General features: G+C 62.5%; 22 protein-coding genes and 1 pseudogene. 11 read left to right on the top strand and 12 right to left on the bottom strand.

Translation table 11 applies throughout. The features are described 5' to 3' along the window. Positions 1-17: 17 nt before the first annotated feature. On the top strand, positions 18-683 hold the full coding sequence (locus tag CHX26_RS11180; protein WP_104942431.1) for a lysoplasmalogenase family protein: 666 nt from the start codon (positions 18-20) through the stop codon (positions 681-683). Here the strand turns inward: CHX26_RS11180 and gyrA are convergent. Beyond that, a complete protein-coding gene (gene gyrA / locus CHX26_RS11175) occupies positions 676-3,468 on the bottom strand; it encodes a DNA gyrase subunit A (protein WP_104942430.1) in 2,793 nt (930 codons plus the stop codon). The two genes, CHX26_RS11180 and gyrA, sit on opposite strands and share 8 nt — an antisense overlap. 326 nt (positions 3,469-3,794) lie before the next feature. Between gyrA and CHX26_RS11170 the strand changes: the two genes are divergently transcribed. From CHX26_RS11170 to CHX26_RS11160, 3 genes are all read left to right on the top strand, one after another. Continuing rightward, the gene (locus CHX26_RS11170; RefSeq protein ID WP_104942429.1) at positions 3,795-5,159 is read left to right on the top strand and encodes a hypothetical protein; all 1,365 of its coding nucleotides are present in this window, start codon (positions 3,795-3,797) and stop codon (positions 5,157-5,159) included. 132 nt (positions 5,160-5,291) lie between these two features. Continuing rightward, complete coding sequence (gene lipA / locus CHX26_RS11165; RefSeq protein ID WP_104942428.1) at positions 5,292-6,257, top strand: lipoyl synthase; 966 nt, start codon at positions 5,292-5,294, stop codon at positions 6,255-6,257. Beyond that, positions 6,257-6,718, top strand: a complete 462-nt coding sequence (locus tag CHX26_RS11160; RefSeq protein ID WP_104942427.1) for a type II toxin-antitoxin system RatA family toxin — start codon at positions 6,257-6,259, stop codon at positions 6,716-6,718. Before lipA ends, CHX26_RS11160 begins: the two co-directional genes overlap by 1 nt. Here CHX26_RS11160 and CHX26_RS11155 read toward each other — a convergent pair. Genes CHX26_RS11155 through CHX26_RS11145 form a run of 3 tightly spaced genes read right to left on the bottom strand, consistent with a single transcriptional unit; the run spans position 6,679 to position 8,938 of the window. Then, complete coding sequence (locus CHX26_RS11155) at positions 6,679-7,191, bottom strand: CinA family protein (protein ID WP_104942426.1); 513 nt, start codon at positions 7,189-7,191, stop codon at positions 6,679-6,681. The two genes, CHX26_RS11160 and CHX26_RS11155, sit on opposite strands and share 40 nt — an antisense overlap. 8 nt (positions 7,192-7,199) lie before the next feature. Beyond that, entirely contained in the window at positions 7,200-7,766 is a 567-nt protein-coding gene (locus tag CHX26_RS11150; RefSeq protein ID WP_104942425.1) for a hypothetical protein, read from the bottom strand. Then, positions 7,763-8,938: a bifunctional 2-C-methyl-D-erythritol 4-phosphate cytidylyltransferase/2-C-methyl-D-erythritol 2,4-cyclodiphosphate synthase gene (locus CHX26_RS11145; RefSeq protein WP_104942424.1), complete on the bottom strand. Its 1,176-nt coding sequence runs from the start codon at positions 8,936-8,938 to the stop codon at positions 7,763-7,765. The genes CHX26_RS11150 and CHX26_RS11145 overlap by 4 nt, the downstream gene beginning before the upstream one ends. 74 nt (positions 8,939-9,012) lie before the next feature. Here CHX26_RS11145 and dusB point away from each other — a divergent pair, with 74 nt between their 5' ends. The 7 genes and pseudogenes from dusB (at position 9,013) to hflX (ending at position 18,396) form a co-directional block, all read left to right on the top strand. After that, positions 9,013-10,029, top strand: coding sequence for a tRNA dihydrouridine synthase DusB (gene dusB / locus CHX26_RS11140; protein WP_104942423.1), 1,017 nt, complete (start codon positions 9,013-9,015; stop codon positions 10,027-10,029). Positions 10,030-10,032: 3 nt separating this feature from the next. Further along, entirely contained in the window at positions 10,033-11,139 is a 1,107-nt protein-coding gene (locus tag CHX26_RS11135; protein WP_104942422.1) for a two-component system sensor histidine kinase NtrB, read from the top strand. A 3-nt stretch (positions 11,140-11,142) separates the two neighbouring features. After that, on the top strand, positions 11,143-12,588 hold the full coding sequence (locus tag CHX26_RS11130; protein ID WP_104942421.1) for a sigma-54-dependent transcriptional regulator: 1,446 nt from the start codon (positions 11,143-11,145) through the stop codon (positions 12,586-12,588). 82 nt (positions 12,589-12,670) lie between these two features. After that, positions 12,671-14,908: a sensor histidine kinase gene (locus tag CHX26_RS11125; RefSeq protein WP_104942420.1), complete on the top strand. Its 2,238-nt coding sequence runs from the start codon at positions 12,671-12,673 to the stop codon at positions 14,906-14,908. 46 nt (positions 14,909-14,954) lie between these two features. Further along, positions 14,955-16,336: pseudogene (gene ntrX / locus CHX26_RS11120) on the top strand (nitrogen assimilation response regulator NtrX). A gap of 159 nt (positions 16,337-16,495) precedes the next feature. Continuing rightward, positions 16,496-17,077, top strand: a complete 582-nt coding sequence (gene hfq, locus CHX26_RS11115) for an RNA chaperone Hfq (RefSeq protein ID WP_104942419.1) — start codon at positions 16,496-16,498, stop codon at positions 17,075-17,077. 50 nt (positions 17,078-17,127) lie between these two features. Then, positions 17,128-18,396 carry a GTPase HflX gene (gene hflX / locus CHX26_RS11110; protein ID WP_233997128.1) on the top strand — a complete coding sequence of 423 codons (1,269 nt, stop codon included), beginning with the start codon at positions 17,128-17,130 and terminating at the stop codon, positions 18,394-18,396. A gap of 6 nt (positions 18,397-18,402) precedes the next feature. On the opposite strand, the gene mazG is transcribed toward hflX, so the two are convergent. The 8 genes from mazG to CHX26_RS11070 are packed head-to-tail and all read right to left on the bottom strand — an operon-like array spanning position 18,403 to position 25,279. After that, on the bottom strand, positions 18,403-19,161 hold the full coding sequence (gene mazG, locus CHX26_RS11105; RefSeq protein ID WP_199797828.1) for a nucleoside triphosphate pyrophosphohydrolase: 759 nt from the start codon (positions 19,159-19,161) through the stop codon (positions 18,403-18,405). A gap of 38 nt (positions 19,162-19,199) precedes the next feature. Continuing rightward, complete coding sequence (locus CHX26_RS11100; RefSeq protein WP_104942416.1) at positions 19,200-19,397, bottom strand: hypothetical protein; 198 nt, start codon at positions 19,395-19,397, stop codon at positions 19,200-19,202. Next, positions 19,394-20,176, bottom strand: coding sequence for an MBL fold metallo-hydrolase (locus CHX26_RS11095; RefSeq protein ID WP_104942415.1), 783 nt, complete (start codon positions 20,174-20,176; stop codon positions 19,394-19,396). Before CHX26_RS11095 ends, CHX26_RS11100 begins: the two co-directional genes overlap by 4 nt. Beyond that, positions 20,173-20,949, bottom strand: a complete 777-nt coding sequence (locus CHX26_RS11090) for a TatD family hydrolase (protein ID WP_104942414.1) — start codon at positions 20,947-20,949, stop codon at positions 20,173-20,175. Before CHX26_RS11090 ends, CHX26_RS11095 begins: the two co-directional genes overlap by 4 nt. Then, positions 20,949-22,511 carry a methionine--tRNA ligase gene (gene metG, locus CHX26_RS11085; RefSeq protein ID WP_104942413.1) on the bottom strand — a complete coding sequence of 521 codons (1,563 nt, stop codon included), beginning with the start codon at positions 22,509-22,511 and terminating at the stop codon, positions 20,949-20,951. The genes CHX26_RS11090 and metG overlap by 1 nt, the downstream gene beginning before the upstream one ends. Further along, on the bottom strand, positions 22,504-23,460 hold the full coding sequence (locus CHX26_RS11080) for a DNA polymerase III subunit delta' (protein WP_104942412.1): 957 nt from the start codon (positions 23,458-23,460) through the stop codon (positions 22,504-22,506). The genes metG and CHX26_RS11080 overlap by 8 nt, the downstream gene beginning before the upstream one ends. Next, entirely contained in the window at positions 23,457-24,089 is a 633-nt protein-coding gene (gene tmk, locus CHX26_RS11075) for a dTMP kinase (RefSeq protein WP_104942411.1), read from the bottom strand. The genes CHX26_RS11080 and tmk overlap by 4 nt, the downstream gene beginning before the upstream one ends. Beyond that, entirely contained in the window at positions 24,086-25,279 is a 1,194-nt protein-coding gene (locus CHX26_RS11070) for a D-alanyl-D-alanine carboxypeptidase family protein (protein WP_104943394.1), read from the bottom strand. Before CHX26_RS11070 ends, tmk begins: the two co-directional genes overlap by 4 nt. Between the last annotated feature and the right edge of the window lie 51 nt (positions 25,280-25,330).

Genomic DNA, 25,330 nt, shown 5'->3' with positions numbered 1-25,330 from the left:
AAGACGGGAAGGCGAGGATGGCAAAAGGCGCGCTGATCGAACAAAGGCCATGGCTGCTGGCAAGCATTGTGGCGGCGACAGCTTATTACTTCCTGCGCGACAATCCGGTCGGCGAGGGCACCTGGGGGCTGCTCGCCAAGGGCGCTTCGGTCGGCCTGCTGGCGCTTTATGTCTGGTTGCGCGTGCCAAACGGCCGCCGTGCACCGGACGGCGTTCTGCTGGCCATTGCGCTGTTGCTGGCCTCGGCAGGGGACGTCGCGATCGAGCTCGACTTCATCACTGGCGGCGCTTTCTTCGCCGCTGCTCATGTGGTCGCGGTTGGCCTCTATCTCAGAAATCTGCACCATCGCCCATCGCCGACGCAAAAGCTGTTCGGCCTTGCGCTGCTGATCGCCACGCCATTGGCAAGCTATCTGCTTAGCGGCGCATTGCAGGTCGCGATCTATGGCGCCTTTCTGGGTGCGATGGCCTCAGCTGCATGGATGAGCCACTATCCCCGCTACCGCGTCGGCACCGGGGCGGTGCTGTTCGTGCTGAGCGACTGGCTGATCTTTTCGCGGATGGGGCCTGTCGACCTGACCCCGCTGCCAGATCTGTTGATCTGGCCACTCTACTATGCGGGGCAGGTCATGATTGCGACCGGTATCGTGCAGTGTCTGCGGGGCGAACAACCCGTCAGGTGACGGGCGGCTCTGCGGTGTTGCCGGACAGTTCGGCGGCAATCGCTTCCTCGGCGGCGTTTTCAGGCTCCTCGGTTTCGTCGATGAGTGCTGCACCGACGATGTGCTCGTCCTTGGCGACATCGAAGATGCGGATCCCCGAGGAACCACGTCCGGAGACGCTGAAGCCCTTGAGATTCTCGAACCCGCCCTCGATCAGATGGCGGAAATCAATGCCCAGGCGGATCAGCTTGGCCTGATCGGTCACCAGCATCAGCTGCGAGCCGTGCTTTACGGGGAAGCTGGCGACCACCGGGCCGTTGCGCTCAGGATTGCTGTCGGGCGTGCCGATATTGGTGATGCCCTGACCGCCACGCGAGGTGGTGCGGTACTCATAGGCGGACGAAATCTTGCCGTAGCCATTGGCGGTGATGGTGAGGATGAACTCTTCACCCTCCGCCATCGCCGTCACCTGCTCAGCGGGCAGCGTTGCTTCGGCGTCGTTGTTCTTCCACGCTGCCGCGCGCAGGTATGCCTCCCGCGTTTCCATGTCGGCGGTCAGCGGATCGAGCACGGCCATGCTCACGACCTTGCCCCCTTTCTTGAGGCTCATGCCGCGCACCCCAATGCCGGTGCGGCTCTTGGTTTCGCGCGCGTCGGTGGCGGCGAAACGGATCGCCTTGCCGCTGTCGGAGGCTAGGAAGATTTCCTGGTCCTCGGTCAGCAGTTGCACCCCGATCAGCCGGTCGCCCGAACCCTCGACAAAGCCCATCGCGTATTTTCCCGCAGTCGGGATATTGGCGAAGGCGTCCATCGAATTGCGGCGCACCATGCCCTGCTCGGTGGCGAAGACGATGTTGAGGTTCGACCAGCTGGCTTCGTCCTCGGGCAGGGGAAGCACGTTGGTCACGCGCTCGTCTTCGCCCAATGGCAGCAGATTGACCATCGGGCGGCCCTTGGTGGAGGGGCCGCCTTCGGGCAGCTTCCACACCTTCATCCGGTAGACGCGGCCCGTGTTGGTGAAGAACAGGACGGGGTTGTGGGTGGAGGTGACGAACAGCTCGACGACCGCATCCTCGTCCTTGGTCGCCATGCCGCTACGGCCCTTGCCGCCGCGACCCTGCGCGCGGAACGTGTCCAAGGCGGTGCGCTTGATGTAGCCGCCGTGGGTGACGGTGACGACCATCTCCTCGCGCTCGATCAGGTCTTCGTCTTCGAGACCATCCCACGCCGGCGCGATTTCCGAGACGCGCGGGGTGGCGTAGGTGGCGCGGATTTCTTCCAGTTCAGTCCGCATCACGCCGTAGAGCTTCACCCGGTCGGCCAGGATCGAGAGATATTCCTCGATCGCCGCGGCGAGGCCCTTTAATTCGTCACCGATTTCGTCGCGGCCGAGCGCGGTCAGGCGGTGCAGGCGCAGTTCGAGTATCGCCTTCACTTGCCGTTCGGACAAACGATATGTCCCGCCGCTCTCGTCATCCGAAGGGTCGATGGCTTCAACAAGGCGGATATACTGCGCAATGTCGCCGATCGGCCATTCCTTGGCGAGCAGGCGCGCGCGCGCTTCGGCGGGGTTCGCGGCCGAGCGGATCATCGCCACGACTTCATCGAGGTTCGACACTGCGACAACCAGGCCCAACAAGAGGTGCGCCCGCTCGCGCGCCTTGTTCAGTTCGTACTTGGTCCGGCGGGTGATCACTTCCTCGCGGAAAGTGATGAAGCTCTGCACGATGTCGCGCAGAGTCAGCACTTCCGGTCGCCCGCCCCGGATCGCCAGCATATTGGCGGGGAAGGACGATTGGGCGGGGGTGTGCCGCCAGATCTGGTTGAGTACGACTTCCGCCGTGGCGTCGCGCTTGAGGTCGATCACCACGCGCACGCCCTCGCGCGAGCTCTCGTCGCGGATATCGGAAATGCCCTCGATCCGCTTGTCCTTGGCCGCCTCGGCGATCTTTTCGACGAGGTTCGACTTGCCAACTTGATAGGGGATTGAGGTGAAGACGATGCTTACCCGGTCGTTGCGGCCGGTCTCGATCTCGTGCCGGCAGCGCATCAGGATCGACCCGCGCCCGGTGGTATAGGCCTGCCGCGCACCGTGGGTGCCGAGGATCAGCGGGGCGGTGGGGAAATCGGGGCCGGGGATGAACTGGATCAGTTCTTCCGAGGTGATGTGCGGGTTGTCGATGAAGGCCAGACAGCCGTTGATCACTTCGCCCAGATTGTGCGGCGGCACGTTGGTTGCCATGCCAACCGCGATCCCGCCCGCACCGTTGACCAAGAGGTTCGGGAAGCGCGCCGGCAGAACCGTCGGCTCTTGACGCGAGCCGTCATAGTTGTCGGTGAAGTCGACCGTGTCCTTGTCAAGATCGTCGAGCAGGCTGTTCGCCACTCGCGCCAGCCGCGCTTCGGTATAGCGCATCGAGGCTGGCGGATCGGGGTCCATCGAGCCGAAGTTGCCCTGACCATCGATCAGCGGCACCCGCATCGACCACGGCTGCGTCATTCGCGCCAGCGCGTCATAGATCGCGGCGTCGCCGTGCGGGTGGTAGTTACCCATTACGTCGCCGACGATCTTGGCGCTCTTGCGATAGGGCTTGCCGGCGACGAAGCCGCCTTCCTGGCTGGCGAACAGGATGCGGCGGTGCACCGGCTTCAACCCGTCGCGCACATCGGGCAGCGCGCGGCTGACGATGACGCTCATCGCATAATCGAGATAGCTCGACTTCATCTCGTCGACGATGTCGATGCGGTCGAAGCCGCCCATCGGCGAAGGGGGAGGGGAATCGATGATGTCGGTGTCGTCGCTCAAGGCTTTGGGCCGTTTCTACTAGTGTTGGTTTGCCGCTTGGGCAGAGTGCGGTCGTGATCGACCGCTCATGCACCCCATCTAGGCCCGCCCAGGCAATTTCGCCACCTTGACGCGTGAACAGGGCGCGAACAACGCGTCTTTTTCCACATTTGCGGGAGCGATCTGCTCAACCCGCCGGAATTGCCTCGGTTGGCATTCAAAGGCCGTTCAGCACGCCTCGCCTAGCGGGAATTGCAAATCCGCCGCAAGCCGTCCAAAGGTTCCGGCACAAATCCAAGGACACCCCGCCGGGTTGGCGGGGGACTGCGCAATTACTGGAGGATGCAGTGACTCATTATTCTTCGCCCCGCCATTCGGTCAGCCTTGCGCGCCAGTTCGCTCTGGCGCTGGCGCTTGCGGGCGGCACCGCGGTGCTGGCAGTTCCCGGCATGACCGATGCGGCCTTTGCCCAGAAAAAGAAGAAGGATGACAAGAAGGACGCAGGCAAGCCGGTCTATTCGAAGGAATTCGTTGAGGCCTATAAGCCGATCGAAGAAGCGATGAAGGGCGGAGCGCCTGATTTCGTCGCGCTCAAGCCGCTGATCCTGGCTCTTGCGCCGCTCTCGATTTCGCCGGACGAGCAGATTGCAGCCGGTGGGCTGCTGTTCAACACCGGCGTCACTACAGAGGACCAAGTAGTTCAACTGCAGGGCGTCGAAATGATGCTTAACAGCGGGAAGATTGCTCCGGCAGAGGTTGGCCGCTTCCAGGTCGTTGCGTTCCAGGTCGCCAGCAATCTTGAGCAGTATGACAGGGCGCGCGCTCATCTCCAGAAGGCGATTGATCTGGGTTACCTCGGTACGAACATGAAGCCGGGCGATCTGGAGATGAACATGGCCGAGACGTACTTCTCCGAAGAACGCTTTCAGGAAGGCCTGCAGTATTTGATGGACTCCATCTCCCAGCGCAAGGCGCAGGGAGGGGTCATCGACGAACGTTGGTACCGGCGCGGATTTTCGGTTGCCTACAGCAACGAGGTCGTGCCGCAGGTCTATGACTATCTGGCGGCATGGGTGGTCGATTTCCCGACCGAGCAGAACTGGCGTGACGCGGTCAATGCAACGCGCAACCTCAACGAATTCGAGCCACAGGCAATGCTGGATCTGCTGCGCCTCGGCCGCCGGGTAGACATGTTGCAGAACAATATGGACTACATCCTTTACATCGAATCTGCTGATGCGCGCCGTCTGCCGATGGAAGTGAAGACCGTGATCGAAGAGGCCCGCGCCAAGGGTCTGGTTCCCAAGGGTTCTGATACCTTCGTGGACGAGCAGATGGGGATTGCCACTGGTCGCATTGCGGCCGATCGGGCTGAATTGCCGACGCTTGAGCGTGACGCCAATGCCAGCACGACCAATTTCCGACTTGTGGTGGGTGCGGCCGATGCATTCCTCAACTATGGCGACTACGCCAAGGCAGCTGCATTCTACGAAAAGGCCCTCGGGATCGCCGGGGTTGACCGCAATCTTGTGCTGACCCGACTGGGGATCGCTCAGGTCTTGGCTGGCGATATGGCTGCTGCGCGCGAAAATTTCGCCAAGGTAGAAGGCGTTCGCGCATCGATTGCCAAGCTGTGGAGCGCCTATGCAACGCAGAAGGCCGCTCCCGCAGCGGCACCGATGGCGGCACCTGCCGAGATGGCTGGCGACTGATCCAGCCCTGCAATGTCGGTTTCATCAGAGCGCCGGACGGTTCGTCCGGCGCTCTTTTTTTGAGGGACAGTGCTGGATTTGCAACCCCGAGCGCGCTTGCGAGACCGGCGCGGGGCGCCTAAATGGCTCGTCATGAACGACCTCGCCAGCACGCCGCAGCCGTCCATCGACCGTGAACCGGGGCAAGAACGGCCCGCCCGCCAGCGCAAGCCCGACTGGATCCGCGTGCGCGCGCCGGTGAGCGAGGGCTATCATGAAACGCGCAAGCTGATGCGCGAATTGAACCTCAATACGGTGTGCGAAGAAGCGGCCTGCCCGAACATTGGGGAGTGCTGGACGAAAAAGCACGCGACGGTGATGATCCTTGGGGACGTCTGCACGCGCGCCTGCGCCTTCTGCAACGTCAAGACCGGGATGCCGCGCGCGGTTGATCCGATGGAGCCGGAGAATACGGCCATCGCGGCGGCCAAGATGGGCCTCGAACATATCGTCATCACCAGCGTTGACCGGGACGATCTGCCCGATGGCGGGGCGATGCAATTCGTCAAGGTGATCGAGGCGCTGCGCCGCAATACGCCGAACACGACGATCGAGATTCTGACGCCCGACTTCCGCGGCAAGATGCGCCGCGCGGTCGAAATGATCTGCGAAGCGGGGCCGGATGTCTATAACCACAACCTTGAAACCGTGCCGCGGCTTTACCCCACGATCCGGCCGGGCGCGCGCTATTATGCCTCGCTGCGGCTGCTGGAGGAGGTCAAGGCCCACAACCCGCTGATCTTCACCAAGTCGGGCATCATGCTGGGGCTGGGCGAACAGCGTCTGGAAGTGCATCAGGTGATGGACGACATGCGTTCAGCCGAGGTCGATTTCATCACCATGGGGCAATATCTCCAGCCTACGCCGAAGCATGCGAAGGTCGAGGAATTCGTCACGCCCAAGGCCTTTGCCGCCTATGGTGCGATTGCGCGGGCCAAGGGCTTCCTTCAGGTCGCGTCCTCGCCGCTCACCCGTTCCAGCTACCACGCGGGTGACGATTTCGCGAAAATGCGCGCCGCGCGGGAGGAAAAGCTGTCACGGGAGCGGGCACGCGGCTGATGCCCGGCATTCGCGAAACCCGCCGCCTGCCTTACAGCGCCGAGCAGATGTTCGATCTGGTGGCGGACGTTGGCCGCTATGGCGAGTTTTTGCCCTGGGTGATCGCTACCCGGGTGCGGTCCAACAGCGAAACCGAAATGGTCGCTGACATGGTGGTGGGCTTCAAGGCGATCCGCGAAAGCTTCACCTCGCGTGTTAAGAAGGACCGGCCGCGCGAGATTGCGGTGCATTACATCGACGGGCCGCTTTCCGATCTCGACAATGTCTGGACCTTCCGTGAAGTGGACGCGTCCACTTGCGAGATCGATTTCCTCGTCGAGTTCACCTTCAAGAACCGCCTGTTCGAAAAGATCGCGGGGCAGTATTTCGACAAGGCCTTCCGCAAGATGGTCGAAGCCTTCGAAGCGCGGGCCGCGCAGCTTTACGGCCGTAGCAGTTCCAGCGCGCAAAGCGTGGCCTGACGGCGGATTTCAGCCCGACCGCCGGGGCCATCCCCACCGTCGAAGAACCTGAGTTCGCCTTCAGGCTCGCCCCCGGCATCACGCGTCACGCGGGCAAACACCACGGTCCCGACGGGTTTCAGGGTTGTGCCGCCACCTGGCCCTGCCACGCCGCTGATCGCCACGGCGACATCGGCCTTCGAGCGATCCAGCGCGCCCTTTGCCATCGCCCAGGCACAGGCGATCGAGACCGCACCAAAGGTCTCAATGATGTCGCTGGCGACGCCCAGCATCTCCATCTTCGCTTCATTCGAATAGGTCACGAAGCCGCGATCGAGAACGGCGGAGGAGCCTGCGATTTCCGTCAGCGCCCCCGCAACAAGGCCGCCGGTGCAGCTTTCTGCGACCGTGACCTTGCGGCCAGCGGCAATGTTCTCGGCCACAACCCTTTCGGCCAGTGCGGCAATGTCGTCAGGAAGCAGAGAGTTGGTCATGAAAGGGGTTACTTCTTCTTTGCCGTGCCAGCGGCCGCAGCGGGACAGAGCGGCGGATTCTTCAGATCGGCCATTTCAGCGATGAAGGCGACCAGCCCGCCGATATTGTCCGCCGGAAGCGGGCTCAGCAGCTCCGCACCGCGCTCGATCTTGTTGCAGGTATCGCCCTTGATCTCCTGCGCGATCATCTGACCCACGAGCGCGTCGACAAACGGCCTCAATGCTTCGGGCGGCATGGTCGAGAGCATCGCGCTCATGTCCATGCCCGACGCCGACGAAGCCTCACCATCCTTGGCCACGAAGGTTTTCAGCATGCGAAACGCGCCCGGCCAAGCGGCGTCCTGCCGGGCCCGGAACTTTGCGGCGAAATCGTCGCCGCGTGTCGCCATGAAGCCGTCCCGCGAGAAGCGGTTCGCACAGGCCGTGCGGCTCGCATCATAGGCGATCGGCATCGCGTAGACGATGGTATCGGCCAGATCGGCGGCGTCGACACAGGCCTGTTGTTGTGCCTGCCCCGCCTGCGCACTGGCGAGGGCGGCAAAAGCAAGAGAGGATGCCAAAAGGGGCTTTGTCATGCTGAGGTTCCTTCGGGGGCAAGGGTGACAAGAACGATGGCCTGCGCAGCGATGCCCTCGCCGCGGCCGGTAAAGCCGAGCTTTTCGGTGGTGGTCGCCTTGATGCTGACCGCGCCTTGATCAAGGCTCATCAGCCTTGCGACCTCAGCGCGCATCGCGGGGCGGTGGGGGCCGATTTTGGGTGCCTCGCAAATCAAGGTAAGGTCGACATTGGCGATGGTGTAACCGGCCTTGCGGGCCAGTCCCACCGCATGCTCCAGAAACTGCCCCGAACGCGCCCCGCGCCATTGCGGGTCGCTGGGCGGGAAGTGCGTGCCAATATCGCCTTCGCCGACCGCGCCCAGCACCGCATCGGTGATTGCGTGCAGCGCGACATCGGCATCAGAGTGGCCCGCGAGCCCCATGTCATGCGGGATATGTACGCCGCCAAGCCAAAGTTCTTCACCCGGCTCCAGTCGATGGACATCGAAACCCTGTCCGATGCGGAAGGACGGTGTTGTCATGGCTGGGGCGAAATCCTCGGCAAAGGTGATCTTCTTCAGGCGTTCATCGCCCTGAACCAGCGCGACTGAACCATTGCTTGCCATCAGCACTTGTGCGTCGTCGCCCGCATCTGGCGCCCCGGTCCATGCGCGATGCGCGGCGAGAATGGCATCGAACCGGAAGGCCTGTGGGGTCTGGACGTGGCGCAGTGCCTCGCGATCCGCCTTGCCCGTCATCGTGCCGTCGGCACCCGCAACCGCAAGGCTGTCGACCACCGGGAGGACGGGAATCGCGCCGGGATGGACATCCAGCATCTCGATCAGGCGCGTTGTTACATACGGTGGCACATCCGGGCGGGCTGCATCGTGGATCAGCACGCGGGTGTGAGACCTGCCAACCATCGCCTCGAGTGCATTGTGGACCGATTCCTGCCGCGTTTCACCGCCGGTCACGAGGCGGTAGCGATCCAGTCCGCTAAGCGCGGCGGTGGCGACCGCATCCGCTCCGGCGGGTATCGCCACCACGACCTCGCTTGCGCCATGCTCCAGCAATGCCTCGACAGAGTGACGGACCAGCGGAGCGCCGTTCCATTGGCGGAACTGCTTTGGCGTCTCGCCGCCAGCACGCAGGCCCTTGCCAGCAGCGACTACTATCGCGGCAAACGGGGGAAGGGCGGCAGAACTGTCCATCGGGGCGTTCGCTTAAGGTCTGGACGGGCTTTCGGCAATCCACTATGCGCCTGCCCAATTATTAGGCAACTTCCATGACAAAGCTTCCAACTCCTCCGGCGCTGAAGCCGATTGCCATCGGCCCGGTTACGGTTGCCGAGCCGGTCGTGCTCGCACCCATGACGGGCGTCACCGACATGCCGTTTCGCACGCTGGTGCGACGCTACGGCTCGGGCCTCAACGTCACCGAGATGGTGGCGAGCGAAGCGGCTATCCGCGAAACCCGCGTCAGCACCCAGAAGACCGCGTGGGACCGGATCGAGGAACCCGTCTCGATGCAGCTGGTCGGCTGTGATCCCGCCAGCATGGCCGAGGCAGCGAAGATTCAGGAAGGCAACGGCGCGGCAATCATCGACATCAATTTCGGCTGTCCCGTGCGCAAGGTCGTTGGCCAGTTCGCCGGCTCCGCGCTGATGCGCGAGGTGCCGCTGGCGGTGCGGCTGATGGAAGCGACCGTCAAGGCGGTGAAGGTGCCGGTCACCGTCAAGATGCGCATGGGCTGGTGCCATGACAGCCTCAACGCCCCCGAAATGGCCCGGATCGCCGAGGATCTCGGGGTGCAGATGGTCACCGTCCACGGCCGCACCCGCAACCAGATGTACAAGGGGAATGCCGACTGGGCGTTCGTCCGCAAGGTCAAGGATGCGGTGAATATCCCGGTCATCGTCAACGGCGATATCTGCGGGGTCGAAGATGCCGCGAAGGCGCTCGAACAATCGGGCGCGGACGGGGTGATGATCGGGCGCGGTGCCTACGGCAAGCCGTGGCTGCTGGGGCAGGTGATGCACTGGTGGCGCACCGGCGAGGCGCTGCCGACGCCGGCCATGGACGAGCAATACGCCGTATTGGTCGAGCATTATAACCGGATGCTCGATCACTATGGCCGCGAGACCGGCGTGAAGATGGCCCGCAAGCATCTGGGCTGGTACACCAAGGGTCTCCACGGATCGGCCGAATTCCGCAACATGGCCAACTTTATTGACGATCCCGATCAGGTGCTGGGCGAGATTGCGCGCTTTTACGAGCCGTTCCTGTTGCAGAAGGCGGCCTGAGGCGTGGCCAGCGCCCTTGATGCGAAGGGAGAAGGCGGCGCAGACCTCCTGCCTGATGCGCGAGCGCAAATCGGAGGGATGATCTTTGCTGTCTTGCTGGTGGATGCCGATGGTCGGATTGCAGAGGTAAACCACGCCGCTGAAAGCCTGCTTGGCACCAGTGCCAACCGGTTGATCGGGATGCCTCTGGCCGACAGGATCGGCCCGATCGACACGCGCGTCGAGGCGCGGCTCGAAGCAGCGGACGAGGCCCTGGTGGCGCGCGACCTCGCGATCACCGCAGGCGAGACCGAAATGCGCGTCAACATGACAGTCTCCCCGCTCGGCAATTTCCCCGGTTGGCGCGTCGTTACCCTTTCGGAAATCGGCCATGACGATCCGGTCCACCAGCAGGGCGGCGAGGCAATGCTGAGCGCGCCGGCGGTGCTCGCACACGAGATCAAGAACCCGCTCGCAGCGATCCGCGGGGCTGGGCAGTTGGCTCTGCGAAAGCTGCCCGATGCCGACAAGAAACTCGCGCGGATGATCACCGATGAGGTTGATCGCATTGCTCGCCTCATCGACCGGATGCAGCAGCTCGGCAGCACGCGCCCCGGGCCGGTCGAGCCCTGCAATCCGCATGAAGCCATTCGTGCGGCCGTTGCCACCATGCGAGCGGCCGGAACCGACCAAATCGCGGTTGAAATCCGTGAGGAATTCGATCCGTCCCTGCCGCCGGTGCTGGCCAACCGCGATGCGTTGGAGCAGGTGCTGATCAACCTCATATCGAATGCGCGCGATGCTGCCTTGGGTGAGGGCGGGGAGGGGCTGATCATTGTCCAGACCCGCTTCGTCAGCGGACTAGCCTTCAGTGCCATACGCAATGGGCGCGCGGTTCCCTTGTCGATCGAAATTTCTGTTTCCGACAATGGACCGGGCATTGATCCGGCGCTGCGCGATCATGTGTTTGAACCCTTTGTCTCGTCAAAGCCTGCAGGGCAGGGGCTGGGGTTGCCGCTGGTGCGCAAGCTGGTGCGCGACATGAACGGCAATATCAGCCACGAACGTGATGCTCGCGCCGGCCTTACCCACTTCCGCCTGCACCTGCCGCAGGCTCACAGCGAGGCATAGCCTGTGGCCAGCAACGCTTCAGATCCCATCCTGCTGGTTGAGGATGATGCCGCCATCGCCACGGTGATCATCGCCGCGCTGGAGGACGAAGGCTATGCCATTGCGCATTGCACAAGCATCGCCGCACGCGACCGTCAGCTTGCCAGCCGCCGCTTTGCGGTGATGCTGACCGATGTCATCCTTGAAGACGGTGATGGTCTTGCCAGTCTTTCGGCGGTGCGCGAACGTGCGCCGGACATGCCGGTGATTGTGCTTTCGGCGCAGAACACGCTCGATACCGCCGTGCGCGCGAGCGAGAGCGAGGCTTTCGAATACTTTCCCAAGCCTTTCGATCTTGATGAGCTTCTTCATGCTGTCCGGCAGGCTGCAGGCACGCGTCCCACCGCTGCCGAGGACATTCACGGCGCGATGCCCGGGACTGAAGGTGAATCGATGCCGCTCGTTGGGCGCAGTCCCGCGATGCAGGGCGTCTACCGCATGATCACGCGGGTGCTGCGCAATGATCTTACGGTGCTGATCACCGGGGAAAGCGGCACCGGCAAGGAACTGGTGGCAGAAGCCATTCACGAATTGGGCAATCGTCGCACCGGGCCGTTTGTCGCGGTCAACACCGCAGCAATCCCTGCCGACCTCGTCGAAAGCGAGCTGTTCGGACACGAAAAGGGCGCCTTCACGGGGGCTATCGCGCAAGCGATCGGCAAGTTTGAACAGGCGAATGGCGGGACGCTGTTCCTCGACGAGATCGGCGATATGCCGGCCGAGGCGCAGACCCGGTTGCTGCGCGCGCTGCAATCGGGACGTATCCGGCGCGTTGGTGGGCGACAGGAGATCGCGGTCAATGTCCGTATCATCGCCGCCACCAACCGCGATCTCTCTCCGATGATCGCGGCCGGCACTTTTCGTGAGGATCTTTATTATCGCCTCAATGTGGTGCCTATCGAATTGCCGCCGCTGCGGGAGCGCCGGGAGGATATCGCGGCTCTGGCGCAGCACTTTCTGATCAAGGCGGCTGAAGAGGGCTTGCCCCGCCGTCAACTGGCTCCCGATGCAATCGAGCAGCTTGAGGCACGCAACTGGCGCGGCAATGTCCGTGAATTGCGCAATGTGGTCTACCGCCTCGCGTTGATGGCGCGCGAGGAGCGGATCGATGCGGCGAGCGTGACCGACATAATCGGTTCTGAAGTCACGCTCTCCGCAGTCCAGCAGGGCGATTCACGAGGCGGCTTTGCTGCGGCGTTGGCAGGCTGGCTGGCCGCGGAAAATCCACCACCCGGAGCCCTGTATCACCGCGCCCTTGCTGCGTTTGAAAAGCCGTTGATCGAATATGCGCTGGGACGAACCGGCGGCAATCAGCTCCGCGCGGCACAGCTGCTCGGGATCAACCGCAACACTCTCCGCAAGCGGATTGGAGAGCTTGGACTGGAGCCGGATCGCTTCTCCGCGTCCTGAGCTTGCATGATGGCGCTCCCAAAGGGCGTTCCATCAGATTGGCCTTGCAAATTTGCCACACCATTGTTGTAAAGCGGCAACGATGGAGCAGTCCTCACCTCGCGCGGTGCATTCCGCTGGCTGGCAGCCGCCGCGCTGGTGGCGGCGCTTCATGGTTGCTGCGCGCCGGGCCAATATCTTTCTCTGGCTCGAGCTTGCCTCCATTCTTGCACTGGTGGCCGCGGTCGCGCTGACATGGTCATCTTACAGCCGCACCGGGAAAACTGACGACCTGCTGCCGACGATGCAGGTTTCGGTGTTGCTGATGGCGACCTTGGTGCCGGCCATGGCTTTGCTGGTGCTGATCGGTCGGCGCCTTGCGCTGCGCCGGGCCGCCGGAAGCACCGCGCGGTTGCACGTGCGCCTTGTATTCTTCTTCTCGATGATTGCTGCTCTGCCGACGCTGCTGGTTGCAGGCTTCGCCGCATTTCTGTTCCAGAGCGGGGTCGATTTCTGGTTCTCCGACGAATCGCGCGGGCTGATGGAGAACGCCAACGCGTTGGCGCAGAGCTACTACGATGCCAATCAGCGCAACGTTGAACAGAACACCATCGCCATGGCGACCGACATGCGGGAAACGCTTGCACGCGTGCCGATTACCGATCCCGATTTCCCCGATTTCTATGCCTATCAGGCGCAAGGGCGCGAGATTTCCGAAAGCGCCATCCTTCAGCGTATGGTGGATGGCTCGTTCCGGACTGCCGCCGCTCTCAACCTGACACAGGACAACAGCCCGCTCGAATTCAGCCGCGACGCCTTGCCCAAGCTTGATCGCGGCGAATTCGCAGTGGTGGTCGGCAGCCCGGAGCGGATCGAGGCCCTGGCACCGATCGACTCCCAATCCGGGATCTATCTCTACAACGCGCGCACGACTGAAGAGACGATGTTCAACTCGTGGTCGCGTGCGCAATCCATCGTCACCGCCTATGATCGCCTGACCGGCAGCGCCCGCACGCTGCAGCTGCAGTTCAACATCGCGCTGGTGGCCGTAAGCTTGCTGCTGGTAGGCCTCGCGATCTGGTTCGCTCTGCGCTTTGCCGACAGGCAAGTGGAGCCGCTGACCGATCTTGTCGGCGCGGCCCGCAAGGTTGGGCAGGGCAATTTCGCCCTGCGGCTCGAAGGGCGCACCGGGGCTGACGAGATCGGCCTGCTGAACCGCGCGTTCAACCGCATGACAGCGCAGCTGGAAAAGCAGACCCAGGCCCTTGTCAGCGCCAATCGACAGATTGATGATCGCCGCGCCTTTACCGAAGCCGTGCTGGAATCGGTTACGGCGGGCGTTGTCTCGGTTGATGACGCCGGACGGGTAACGCTGATGAACTCCTCGGCACAGGCTTTGCTCGCGCCGCAGCACCATGCCGAAGGCGAAAGCAGTCCTATCGGCCAGTCGCTCGAAGCGCTCTCTCCCGAGATTGCCCGAATGGTCAACGAGGGCAAGGAGCGCGCGATCGTGACCCATGCCGAGGGTGCCGACCTCCTGACCCTCGCGGTGAAGGTCGCGCCGGGTACTTCTGGCCACGTGATCACCTTTGAGGACATCACGCGCCAACTGCTCGATCAGCGGCAGGCTGCCTGGTCTGACGTTGCGCGCAGGATTGCGCACGAGATCAAGAACCCGCTCACTCCGATCCAACTGGCGACCGAACGGTTGAAGCGCCGCTATCGTACGCAGGTGGGCGATGAAGACCGTGATCTGTTCGACGATCTCACCAACACCATTGTCCGGCAGGTCGGCGATCTCAGGAAGATGGTCGACGAATTCTCATCCTTTGCCCGCCTGCCCAAGCCGGTATTCCGTGACGAGGATGCGCTCGATCTCGTTCGGCAGTCGGTGTTCCTGCAAGAGGTTGCCCATTCGGGCATCGCATTCAGCGTCACCTCTGCCCAGTTGATTGATCGTGAAGTGCGCTGCGACCGCCATCAGTTCGGTCAGGCGATGACCAATGTGCTCAAGAACGCGGTGGAGGCCGTCGAGGCTCGCGCTGCCGAGGCCAAGGGCGCTTATGCTGGCGAGATCGCGGTCACGATGCGCGACGCGGGAGAAGCGATCATCGTCACGATCGAGGACAACGGCATCGGCCTTCCGGCAGACCGCGAGCGTATCACTGAACCCTATGTCACCACCCGCGAGAAAGGCACCGGGCTTGGCCTCGCCATCGTCAACAAGATTGTCGACGAACATGGCGGCGACATGAGCTTTGCCAGCACCGTCAGTGGCGGCACCCGCGTGACCTTGCGCTTTGCACGCAACCCCTTGCCCGTTGAAGGCGCTGGCCTGTGACCGCGCTTTTGCTGACCTGTGATCCAACCGCCGAAGGACTGTGCCGATGGCTCTTGAAATCCTGATCGTCGATGACGAACGCGACATCCGCGAACTGGTGGCCGGCGTGCTGGGCGATGAAGGCTATGCCTGCCGTACAGCAGCCGACAGCACCGAAGCGCTGGCCGCTATCGACGAGCGTCGCCCCAGTCTGGTGCTGCTCGATGTGTGGCTGCACGGAAGCCAGATGGACGGGCTTGAACTGCTCGATGCTATCAAGCTGCGCGAACCCAATCTGCCGGTGATCATCTTTTCCGGTCACGGCAATATCGACACTGCCGTGGCGGCGGTCGGGCGCGGCGCGATGGATTTCATCGAAAAGCCGTTCGAAGCCGAACGCCTGCTGCTGCTGGTTGAACGCGCGACCGAGACCGAGCGGCTACGCCGAGAGAATTCGCGTCTGCGCGAAGGCAGCTGGGGTAGCGCCGAATTCACCGGCAATTCGCCCGCCATCAACGCCGTGCGCGCGACCTTGAAGCGCGTCGCAAGCACCGGCAGCCGCGTCCTGATTTCCGGGCCTCCGGGGGCGGGCAAGAGGTCGCCGCACGCCTGCTCCATGCCTGGAGCGCACGGGCCGACGGTGCCTTTGTTCTGGTCAACTCCGCGCGGATTACCCCCGAACGGTTCGAACAGGAACTGTTCGGCGAGGAAGCCAATGGCAAGCAGGTGCGCCCGGGCCTGCTCGAACTGGCGGATGGTGGCACGCTGTATCTCGACGAGATCGCGGATATGCCCCTTTCTACCCAGGCGCGCATTCTGCGAGTACTGACCGATCAGAGTTTCGTGCGGGTCGGAGGTACGCGCCAGATTGGCGTGGATGTGCGCGTTGTTTCCTCCACCACCCGCGATCTCAATGTCGAAATGGCGGAAAAGCGGTTCCGCGAAGACCTGTTCTACCGCCTCAATGTGGTGCCTGTTGCGATACCCTCGCTTGCCCAGCGGCGCGAGGATATCCCCACCTTGGCGGAGCACTTCTTCACCCGCTATTCGAATGATCAGGGCTTGTCCCCGCCCGAGATTTCAGCCGAAGCGATGGCCGCGTTGCAGGCCTATGATTGGCCCGGCAATGTCCGCCAGCTGAGAAACGTGGTTGAGCGTACGATCATCATGACCCCGCGCGAAAAGCTCGGCACGGTTGAACCTGACATGCTGCCGCCCGAAATTGTCGGTGGACAGATCGGGCTTGCGAGCGACAGTCTCTCCTCGATCATGGGGGTGCCTCTGCGTGAGGCGCGGGAAAGCTTTGAACGGGAATACCTCTCTATCCAGATTCGCCGATTTTCGGGCAATATCTCGAAGACAGCGAGCTTCATCGGAATGGAGCGATCAGCCCTGCACCGCAAACTCAAGCTGCTGGGCATGGCAGATCGCCGGGATGACGATAGCTGACAAGGGCCTGCCTTGTCGGACAATTTCGGCAAATCAAGCCTTGTCGGAAGCGGGTCCAATCGCCATGATGTGAGGCGAAGGGCTGCCGATCGGTGGATCGTGCGGTGGCCCGACAATCGCGGACCGCAAAACCGGCCGCCAAGAACAGGAGCCAAGACCATGTCCAGCGGGCGAACGCTCTCTCCCCGGCCTGTTGCCAAACCTGCCGCGTCCAGCGAACCGCGCGGAAACGACAATGCGGGCGGTTCCGCCCGTCAAGGCAGCCTTCAGGACGCCTTTCTCAATCTCCTGCGCAAGAACAAGATTCCCGTGACCATGTTTCTGGTCAAGGGTGTGAAGTTGCAGGGAATTGTGACCTGGTTCGACAATTTCTCGATCCTGTTGCGCCGTGATGGACAATCGCAACTGGTCTACAAGCACGCTATCAGCACGATCATGCCGGGGCAGTCGCTTGACCCCGGGCAATTCGGTAGCCAGCCCGGAGGCCGCAAGCAAAAGCAGTTGCAGGACGTTTTCCTGAGCCGCGTTGCTGAAGCCAATGTCCAGGTGACCATGTTCCTCGTGAACGGCGTAATGCTGCAGGGGCGCATTGCTGCTTATGATTTGTTCTGCATGCTGCTTGAGCGCGATGGCGCGGTGCAGCTTGCCTACAAGCACGCTGTCTCCACAATTCAGCCAGCATCGCCGGTCGACTTGAGTGTCGATGATGGTGATGGCGAAGACGACGGGGCAAACGACTGAGCTTCGACAGCGATCTTCAGGACGAAGTCACCCGCGGTGCGCGGGCCCTGGTGCTGTGTCCGGATGTCCGTGCGCTGCGCTACGATCTCGATTCGGCTGAAAGGCTGGCGGAGGCAGAAGGGCTGGCATTGGCGATCGGCGTTGTCATCGCCCACTCGGCCGTTCTGCCTGTCCGCCAGATGCAGCCAAACACGCTGTTCGGTTCGGGCCAGGTTGAGAATATCGCGGTCTGGTGCGCGCAGCACGAGGCGGAACTGGTCATCGTTGATGGCGCGCTGACCCCGATTCAGCAGCGCAATCTCGAAGACCGGCTGAAGCGCAAGGTCATTGACCGCACCGGCCTCATCCTCGAAATCTTCGGCGAGCGCGCTGCTACGGCGGAAGGGAGGCTACAGGTCGAACTCGCCCATCTCGATTACCAGCAAAGCCGCCTTGTGCGCAGCTGGACGCACCTTGAACGCCAGCGTGGCGGCTTCGGTTTTCTCGGTGGTCCGGGCGAAACCCAGATCGAGGCCGACCGGCGAATGATCCGGCAGCGCATGGGACGACTGCGCAAGGAGTTGGAGCAGGTCAGGAAAACCCGTGCTCTGCACCGGGAGAGGCGGGGCAGGGCGCCCTGGCCGGTTGTGGCGCTCGTCGGCTATACCAATGCCGGGAAGTCCACTCTATTTAATCGGCTGACCGGTGCTGAAGTGATGGCCGAGGACTTGCTGTTCGCCACGCTTGACCCGACCATGCGCGCAATAAGCCTGCCGGGGGTTGAAAAGGCGATCTTGTCTGACACTGTGGGTTTTATCTCCGATCTTCCGACGCAGCTTGTCGCGGCCTTTCGTGCGACACTTGAAGAAGTGACCGCTGCTGATGTGATTTGCCACGTGCGTGACATGGCCAATGCCAGCCACGCGGCGCAGAAGAAGCAGGTTCTCGACGTGCTGGCCGATCTTGGCGTGGTCGATCCCGAAACGGGAGCCAGCGCCATTCCGATCCTGGAAGTCTGGAACAAGTGTGACCTTATGGACTCCGAAGGTCTTGCCGAATTGCGGGATGCAGCGGAAGGGCAAGGGGCGGTGGTGCTGTCTGCGGCGACGGGTGAGGGGGTGGAACTGCTCGAAGACGAGCTCGCCCGCCTGCTTACGGGGACAGCCCGTGAAGTCAGCTTCCTGTTGCCGGTGAGTGACGGTCGCCGGATCGCGTGGCTTCACGCGCATGGCGAAGTGCTTGCCGAAGAGGAGGCAGGAGAGAATGCTGAAGGGCCACTGCGCCGATTGACGGTGCGGCTCAATCCCAAGGAGTTGGGACAGTTTGCCAGTCTTGTCTGATGGTTGTCAGGCCTTCTTGACCTGTTGCCAAAGCTCTTCCTGCTGATCGAGCGACAGGGTGGCGAAGCGTTCTTGCCCGGCCAATCCCTCCATCGCGCGGAACCGACGTTCAAACTTGGCATTGGCGGCGCGCAGGGCCTCTTCGGCGCTGATCCCGTGGGCGCGGACGAAATTGACCGCAGCGAATAGCAGATCGCCTGCTTCCTCGAGCCGTTCTTCGTCTGAAGATGCGGTCTTAAGTTCCTCGATTTCCTCGGTGATCTTAGCTTGCGAGCCGGAAGGATCTGGCCAGTCGAAACCTGTACGCGCGGCGCGCTTCTGGAGCTTCTCGGCACGCATCAGCGCCGGTAAAGCAAGCGCTACACCGTCAAGCGCACTGGTGACGCCCTTCGCTGCCCGTTCGCATTCCTTGAGCTCTTCCCATCGCTTTTCGTCCATGGTGCCGCCAGCAGCTCCGAAAATGTGGGGATGGCGAGCTTCCATCTTGGCGCTGATGGCATCGGCGACATCTGCGAAACAGAACTGTCCAGCTTCCTCGGCCATCCGGCCATGGAAAACGACCTGAAGCAGCAGATCGCCGAGTTCCTCCTTAAGGTCTTCCATGTCTCCGCGTGCAATGGCGTCGGCGACTTCGTAGGCTTCTTCAATGGTGTACGGCGCGATTGTTGTGAAATCCTGCGCGAGATCCCATTCGCATCCTGCTGATGGATCTCGCAAACGGGCCATGATGGCGATCAGCCGGTCAATGGGGGGAGTATCGCTCATGACCATCCTTGAGATTGATAATATATATTATGTTAAATTTAGATCAGATTGGAGGTTGTTCCCTGCACAACCATGAACCATTCCACAATCACATAGAGGCCGAGGAAAATGGCGACCCAAACGAGCGCCATCTTCAACATCTGACCCCACCCAAGCCGGTGCGACGCCAGCGCGCTACCGACCAGGACAAGCCAGGCAGCGCTTGTAACAAGCGGCAAAAGCAGATCCGAGCTCATGCGATGATCTCCAGCCCATCATAACCGACGGTCACGAAATCCGGCACCTCGTTGCACAGCGACTGGTAATCCATGCTCTTGTCCAGATGGCTCAACACGACGCGGTCGGCCTTGCACCTTTTGCCGAGCTCGATCGCCATGCCAAGGTGTGCATGCGTCGGATGTGGTTCGCGACGCAAACAATCGCTCACGAGAATGTCGACCCGGTAAAAGAGATCGACCATCTCATCGGAAATCGCACTGAAATCGGTAGCATACCCGATGCTCTTTCCATCCGCTTCGAAGCGGAAGGCAGTGGTCTCCCCCGGCCCATGCTCCATCTGGCACCAGTCCACACCGAAGCCTGCAATCATGCGCAACCGATCAAGCGTGTCGATCGTGCAGATCGTTGGATAACCATCCTGTCCGGCAAAAACATAGCCGAACCGCTGGCGCAGTCTCCGCACCGTCTCGCTAGCGGCAAACCCGGGTATCGGGCCGGCTCGGCCATAGCGCAATACGCGCAAATCATCGATACCGTGACAGTGATCGGCGTGATCATGCGTCCAGAAAACGGCGTCGATGCTGTCGATCCGGTTCGCGAGCAGCTGCGCGCGGCAATCGGACGAGGTATCGACCAGCAACCGTCGTCCTTCATCACTCTCGATCAGGATCGACACCCGCGTACGCCGGTTCCGCGGCTCCGAAGGGTCACAATCGCCCCAGTCCCCCGTGCCATCCGGCCCGCCCAGTCGCGGCACCCCGGTCGAGGTGCCCGATCCGAGCATTACCAGCTTCACAGGCTTGCCTTCTTGAAAAGATTGAAGAAATTTTCGGTGGTGATCTGCCGCAAATGCTCCACATCCGATCCGCGAAGACCTGCTACGAAAGCAGCTGTGTCGGCGACATAGGCCGGCTCGCACACCCTGCCCCGATGCGGCACGGGTGCAAGGAAGGGACTGTCTGTCTCGACCAGCAGCTTGTCATCAGGGATCACTCTTGCAACCTCCTGCAAGTCTTTGGCATTCTTGAATGTCACGATTCCCGAAAGCGAGATCGTCAGCCCCAGCGCCAGCACCTTTTCGGCGAAATCGGCCGAAGCGGTAAAGCAGTGGATCAAGGCGGGAAAGGCGCCTGCCTCCATTTCCTCGGCGAGGATTGCGTGGGTGTCTTCCTCGGCATCGCGGGTGTGGATGATCAGCGGCAGCTGCGTTTCGCGCGCCACGTCGATATGCATGCGAAACAGGGACTTCTGGGCCTCTCTGTCCGACTTGTCGTAATAGTAGTCGAGCCCGGTTTCGCCGATCGCGATCACCTTGGGGTGGTGCGTGGCTTCGAGCAAAGCGGCGCGGCCCAAGTCCTGATGCCCGTCGGCTTCGTGTGGATGGATGCCGACACTGGCGAAGACATCGGGTTCGCGCGCGGCAGTGCCGACAACCTGATCCCATTCGCTCTGACGGGTCGAGATATTGAGGAAGGCCCCCACCCCTGCCGCCCGCGCGCGTTCCAGAACGCCCTCACGGTCTTCGACCAAGCCCTTGTATTCCAGATGACAATGGCTATCGACCAGCATCACGCGGCCTCGTCAGCGGGCAGTTCAAGCCGGGGGAATAGCGGGGTCGGCGGGGCGATGGTGAAGCCGCTGGCGACGAGGCGCTGAAACCAGTCCATGTCGCCCAGCGCCGCGAACCCGCGCCCTTCCGCTGGAATGCCGAGCTGGTCGAGCAGGGCTGCGGCCTTCTCCGGCACCACGGGCTGGATTGCGATAGCAAGATCGCGCAGCGCCGTGAACAGCGTCTGAAGCACCGCCTTCATCCGCTGCGGATCGGACTTCTTGAGCCCCCAGGGCGCCTGCTCATCGACATACTGGTTGCAGGCATAGACCGCGCGCATCCACGCTTCGATGCCGCTCGAGAAGGAAAGTGCCTCGAATTCGCGCGGCAGTTCCGCCGCGCAGGCAGTCCTGACCGTCGCCAGCAAGGCGGTGTCGGCCTCGGCCTTTTCAAACGCCTCCAGTTTCCCGTCCATATTCTTTGCGATCATCGACAGGGTGCGCTGCGCGAGATTGCCGAAGCTGTTGGCCAGCTCAGCATTGGCACGCAAAACAATGGCTTCGGGCGAATAGCTACCATCCTGTCCGAAGGCGACCTCGCGCATCAGGAAGTAGCGAAGCGCATCCACCCCGAATTGCTCTGCCAGCGCGAGAGGATCGGTGACATTGCCGAGCGACTTCGATTCCTTCTGCCCGCGATTGAGCAGGAAGCCGTGGCCGAACACCTTTTTGGGCAGGGGCAGCTTGGCGCTCATCAGGAAGGCCGGCCAGTAGATCGTGTGGAAGCGCACGATGTCCTTGCCGATGAGGTGCAGGCTGGCGGGCCAGAAATCGCCCATGTCGTCCGGATAACCCAGCCCCGTCAGATAGTTGGTGAGCGCGTCGACCCACACATACATGACGTGGTTCTCGCTCCCCGGAACCTTCACCCCCCAGTCGAAAGAGGTGCGGCTGACCGAGAGATCGCGCAGGCCCTGTTCGACAAAGGCGATCATCTCGTTGCGGCGGCTTGCCGGTTCGAGGAAGCCCGGAGACTTCAGCAATTCAAGCAGTTGGCCTTCATACTTCGATAGCCGGAAGAACCAGCTTTCCTCTACCGTCCATTCGACTGGAGTGCCTTGCGGGGACAGCTTTGCCCCGCCCTCGCCTTCCACGAGTTCGCTCTCGTCGTAATAGGCCTCGTCACGGACCGAGTACCAGCCTTCGTAGCGATCGAGATAAAGGTCGCCAGCAGCCTCCATCGCCCGCCAGATGGCCTGACTGGCGCGGTGGTGATCAGGCTCGGAGGTGCGGATAAAACGGTCATAGGACACATTCAATGTGTCGCACATCGCACGGAAATAGCCGGACATTTCGTCTGCCAATTCGCGCGCGGTGCGGCCCTGTTCCTCGGCTTTCCGCGCCATCTTGAGGCCGTGCTCGTCGGTGCCGGTCTGAAACCGTACGCGGCGGCCCTGAAGTCGCTGGAAACGGGCGATCACGTCAGCCGCGATGGCTTCATAGGCATGGCCGATATGGGGCTTGCCGTTAGGGTAGCTGATCGCCGTGGTGATGTAGAAGGGGGAGGTGTCGGGGTCAGACATGGGGGCTGTCGCTAGCGGTCGCTGCGCCGACAAGCAAGGTGCCGATCTCGAATGGGAACATTCCGGCATCGAAATTGGCGGTGGGCGCCTCGGCGGCAAGACTGACGAGAGCGGCATGGGTGTCGATCAAACGTATCCGACGCGCCGGATCATCGGATGCACGTGCCGCGCGCGCGACGAGCGCCTGCGCAAGATCAAGCACTGCTTGAATGCGCTCGCGATCGGCGCGCTGCCCGATCAGACGGGTGAGTTCACCGCGCTCGGTCATGCCGTTGTCACCGCTTTCGATCAGCGCCGCGATTAGCTTGGCGATGGGGGCGAGATCCTGCTCGGCAAAGCGCATCGCTGCGCCAAAGGAGCCATCGGCGGCAGCAATGGCCTCAGGGTCGGGAACCGCGCCCTCATCTGCCAGCATTGCGGAAAGCTGGCTGTCGGTCAGCACCGGAAAGCGCAGGGTGCGACAGCGCGACCGGATTGTGGGCAGAAGTCGTGCGGGGCGGTGCGTGACAAGCAGGAAGAATGTGCCTGCGGGCGGCTCTTCCAGACTCTTGAGCAGCGCGTTGGCAGCGGGTTTTTCCATGTCATCGGCGGGGTCAATGATAATCGCGCGCCTGCTCCCCAACGTCGGACGGGTGACGAGGCGTCGTTGCATCGCGCGGATCTGCCTGATGCGGATCGAGCGCGCGCGTTCGAAGGGTTTGCCCTCGGCCTGCGCTTTCTCTGCCTTTTCGTCCTTGGGGCCATAGGTCATGGTGATGATATCGGGATGCTCGCCCAGCGGTTGCTGCACGCCGGGTTCGGCCACCAATTCGCGCGCGGCAGCGAGAGCGAAGTCGCGCTTGCCGAGGCCGCTCTTGCCCGCCAGCAGCCATGCGTGATGCATCCGCTCGCCCGCCAGTGCATCACGCCATGCGCGCCAGGCTTCCGCGTGGTTGGGCCAATCGGTCATGGCAGAAGGTCTGCAATGGCAGTGAGGATCCGGGCCTGTATTTCCTCAGGCGAACCGACAGCGTCGATCCGTGCGAAGCCTGCCGCATCGGCCTCGGCCATGGCACGAAAGGCTGCCGCGACAGCACGGTGGTAGGCCGCAGGGCGGCCTTCGATTGCGTCCGCTTCGGCGCCGCGCACAACAAGACGTTCGGCCAGTGCAGCTTCGTCTGCTTCGAGCAGGATCACCCGGTCGGGGCGTAGACCGTCGCTGCCAAAGGCGTGCAACGCGGCAATGGCATGATCGCCAAGATTGCCTGCCCCACCCTGATAGGCGCGGCTCGAATCGACGAAGCGGTCACAGATCACCCAATCGCCGCGCGCAAGTGCCGGGCGGATCAGGTGTGCGACATGATCGGCTCGTGCCGCGGCGAACAGCAGCGCTTCGGCTTGTGGCGGCCAACCTTCACCCGGTGGATTAAGCAATAGATTGCGGATCGCCTCGGCCCCCGGCGTGCCGCCCGGTTCGCGCGTGACGACAACCGTAAGCCCGCGCGCCCGCAAGGTCTCTGCCAGCAGCCGGGCCTGGGTGGACTTGCCTGCCCCTTCCCCGCCCTCGAAGGCGATGAAGCGTCCGCACATCCCGCTCATGAGAACACCGCGGCGATAGCGTTCACGATCCGGTCGATTGGCCCTGCAATTGCCACATCCTCGGCGGCGTAAAGCGGTATGCGTGCAGGGGCAACGCCCGTCGCCGTAACTTCGAGCTTGGCGACCTCCTGTCCGGCCCTGATCGGAGCGCGTAGTGGGCCGTCATAGCGCAGCGTTGCGGTGAGATCGCCCTTGTTCCCGCGTGGCAGGCTGATCGCAAGCGGCCCGGCTGCCTTTAGCCCCACACGGCGGGCAGCCCCATCCTGCACCCGCGCTCTTGCCACAACCGCGTCATTGGCGAACAGCGTCCTTCGCTCGAAGGCGGAAAAGCCCCATTCCATATAGGCCCGTGCGAGCCGTGCCCGCAGCCTGCCGTTCTCTACCCCGGCGAGCACCAGCACCAGCCGCTGTCCGTTACGCTGCGCTGTGCCGAGATAGGAGAAGCCTGCCTCGTTGGTGAAACCGGTCTTGATACCGTCGGCTCCTGCTACGCGGCCGATCAGTGGATCATGATTGACCTGTGCTATGCCCTTGTAGTCGAACCCGGAACGACCGATGTAATAACCGAACTTGTCGGGATGCCGCGTAAGCATCGCCCGGGCGAGGCGCACCAGATCATTGGCGGTGGTGAAGGTGCGGCCTTCGTCGGGCCAGCCGTTGGGTGTGCCGAAATGGCTGCCGGTCATGCCCAGCGCCATTGCGGTCGCGTTCATTTCGTCAACCCATGCCGCGACCGACCCAGCCTGCCCTTCGGCCAGCACCGCCGCCCCGTCATTGGCAGACACATTGGCGATACCCAGCAGCAGGTCATCGACCCGGACCTGTTCGCCCACATCAAGAAACATTGTCGAACCCTTGCGCCGCCACTCGCGCGCGACCACCGGGCTCATGGCATAAACCTGTGCCGGGTCGAGCCGCCCTGACTCGATCAGTTCGAAGGCCAGATAAAGGGTCATTACCTTGGTCACCGAGGCTGGCATGAAGCGTCGATCGGGCGCGCGCGCGTGCAAGACCTGCCCGCTCCCCAGATTAACCAGCAAAGCCACAGGTGCCTCTGCCGCGGCCGGTACTGCCGGGATCACCTCCGCTTTGTCCCGCACCAGCGCGTGTACAGCAGCCGAGTTCAACGCGGTCAGAAGGGCAAAGATGGCCAGGAAGGCAGGCGCAAGGCGATTGGAAATGGAAGACATCACGGGGCTGGCTATACCTGCCACCCATGCGCTTTGGAAAGGCGGCGAGGC

This window comes from Porphyrobacter sp. HT-58-2, assembly GCF_002952215.1.
GTDB lineage: Bacteria > Pseudomonadota > Alphaproteobacteria > Sphingomonadales > Sphingomonadaceae > Erythrobacter.
The sequence above is the reverse complement of the archived record's forward strand: the minus strand, read 5'-3'. Positions and strand labels throughout refer to the sequence as shown.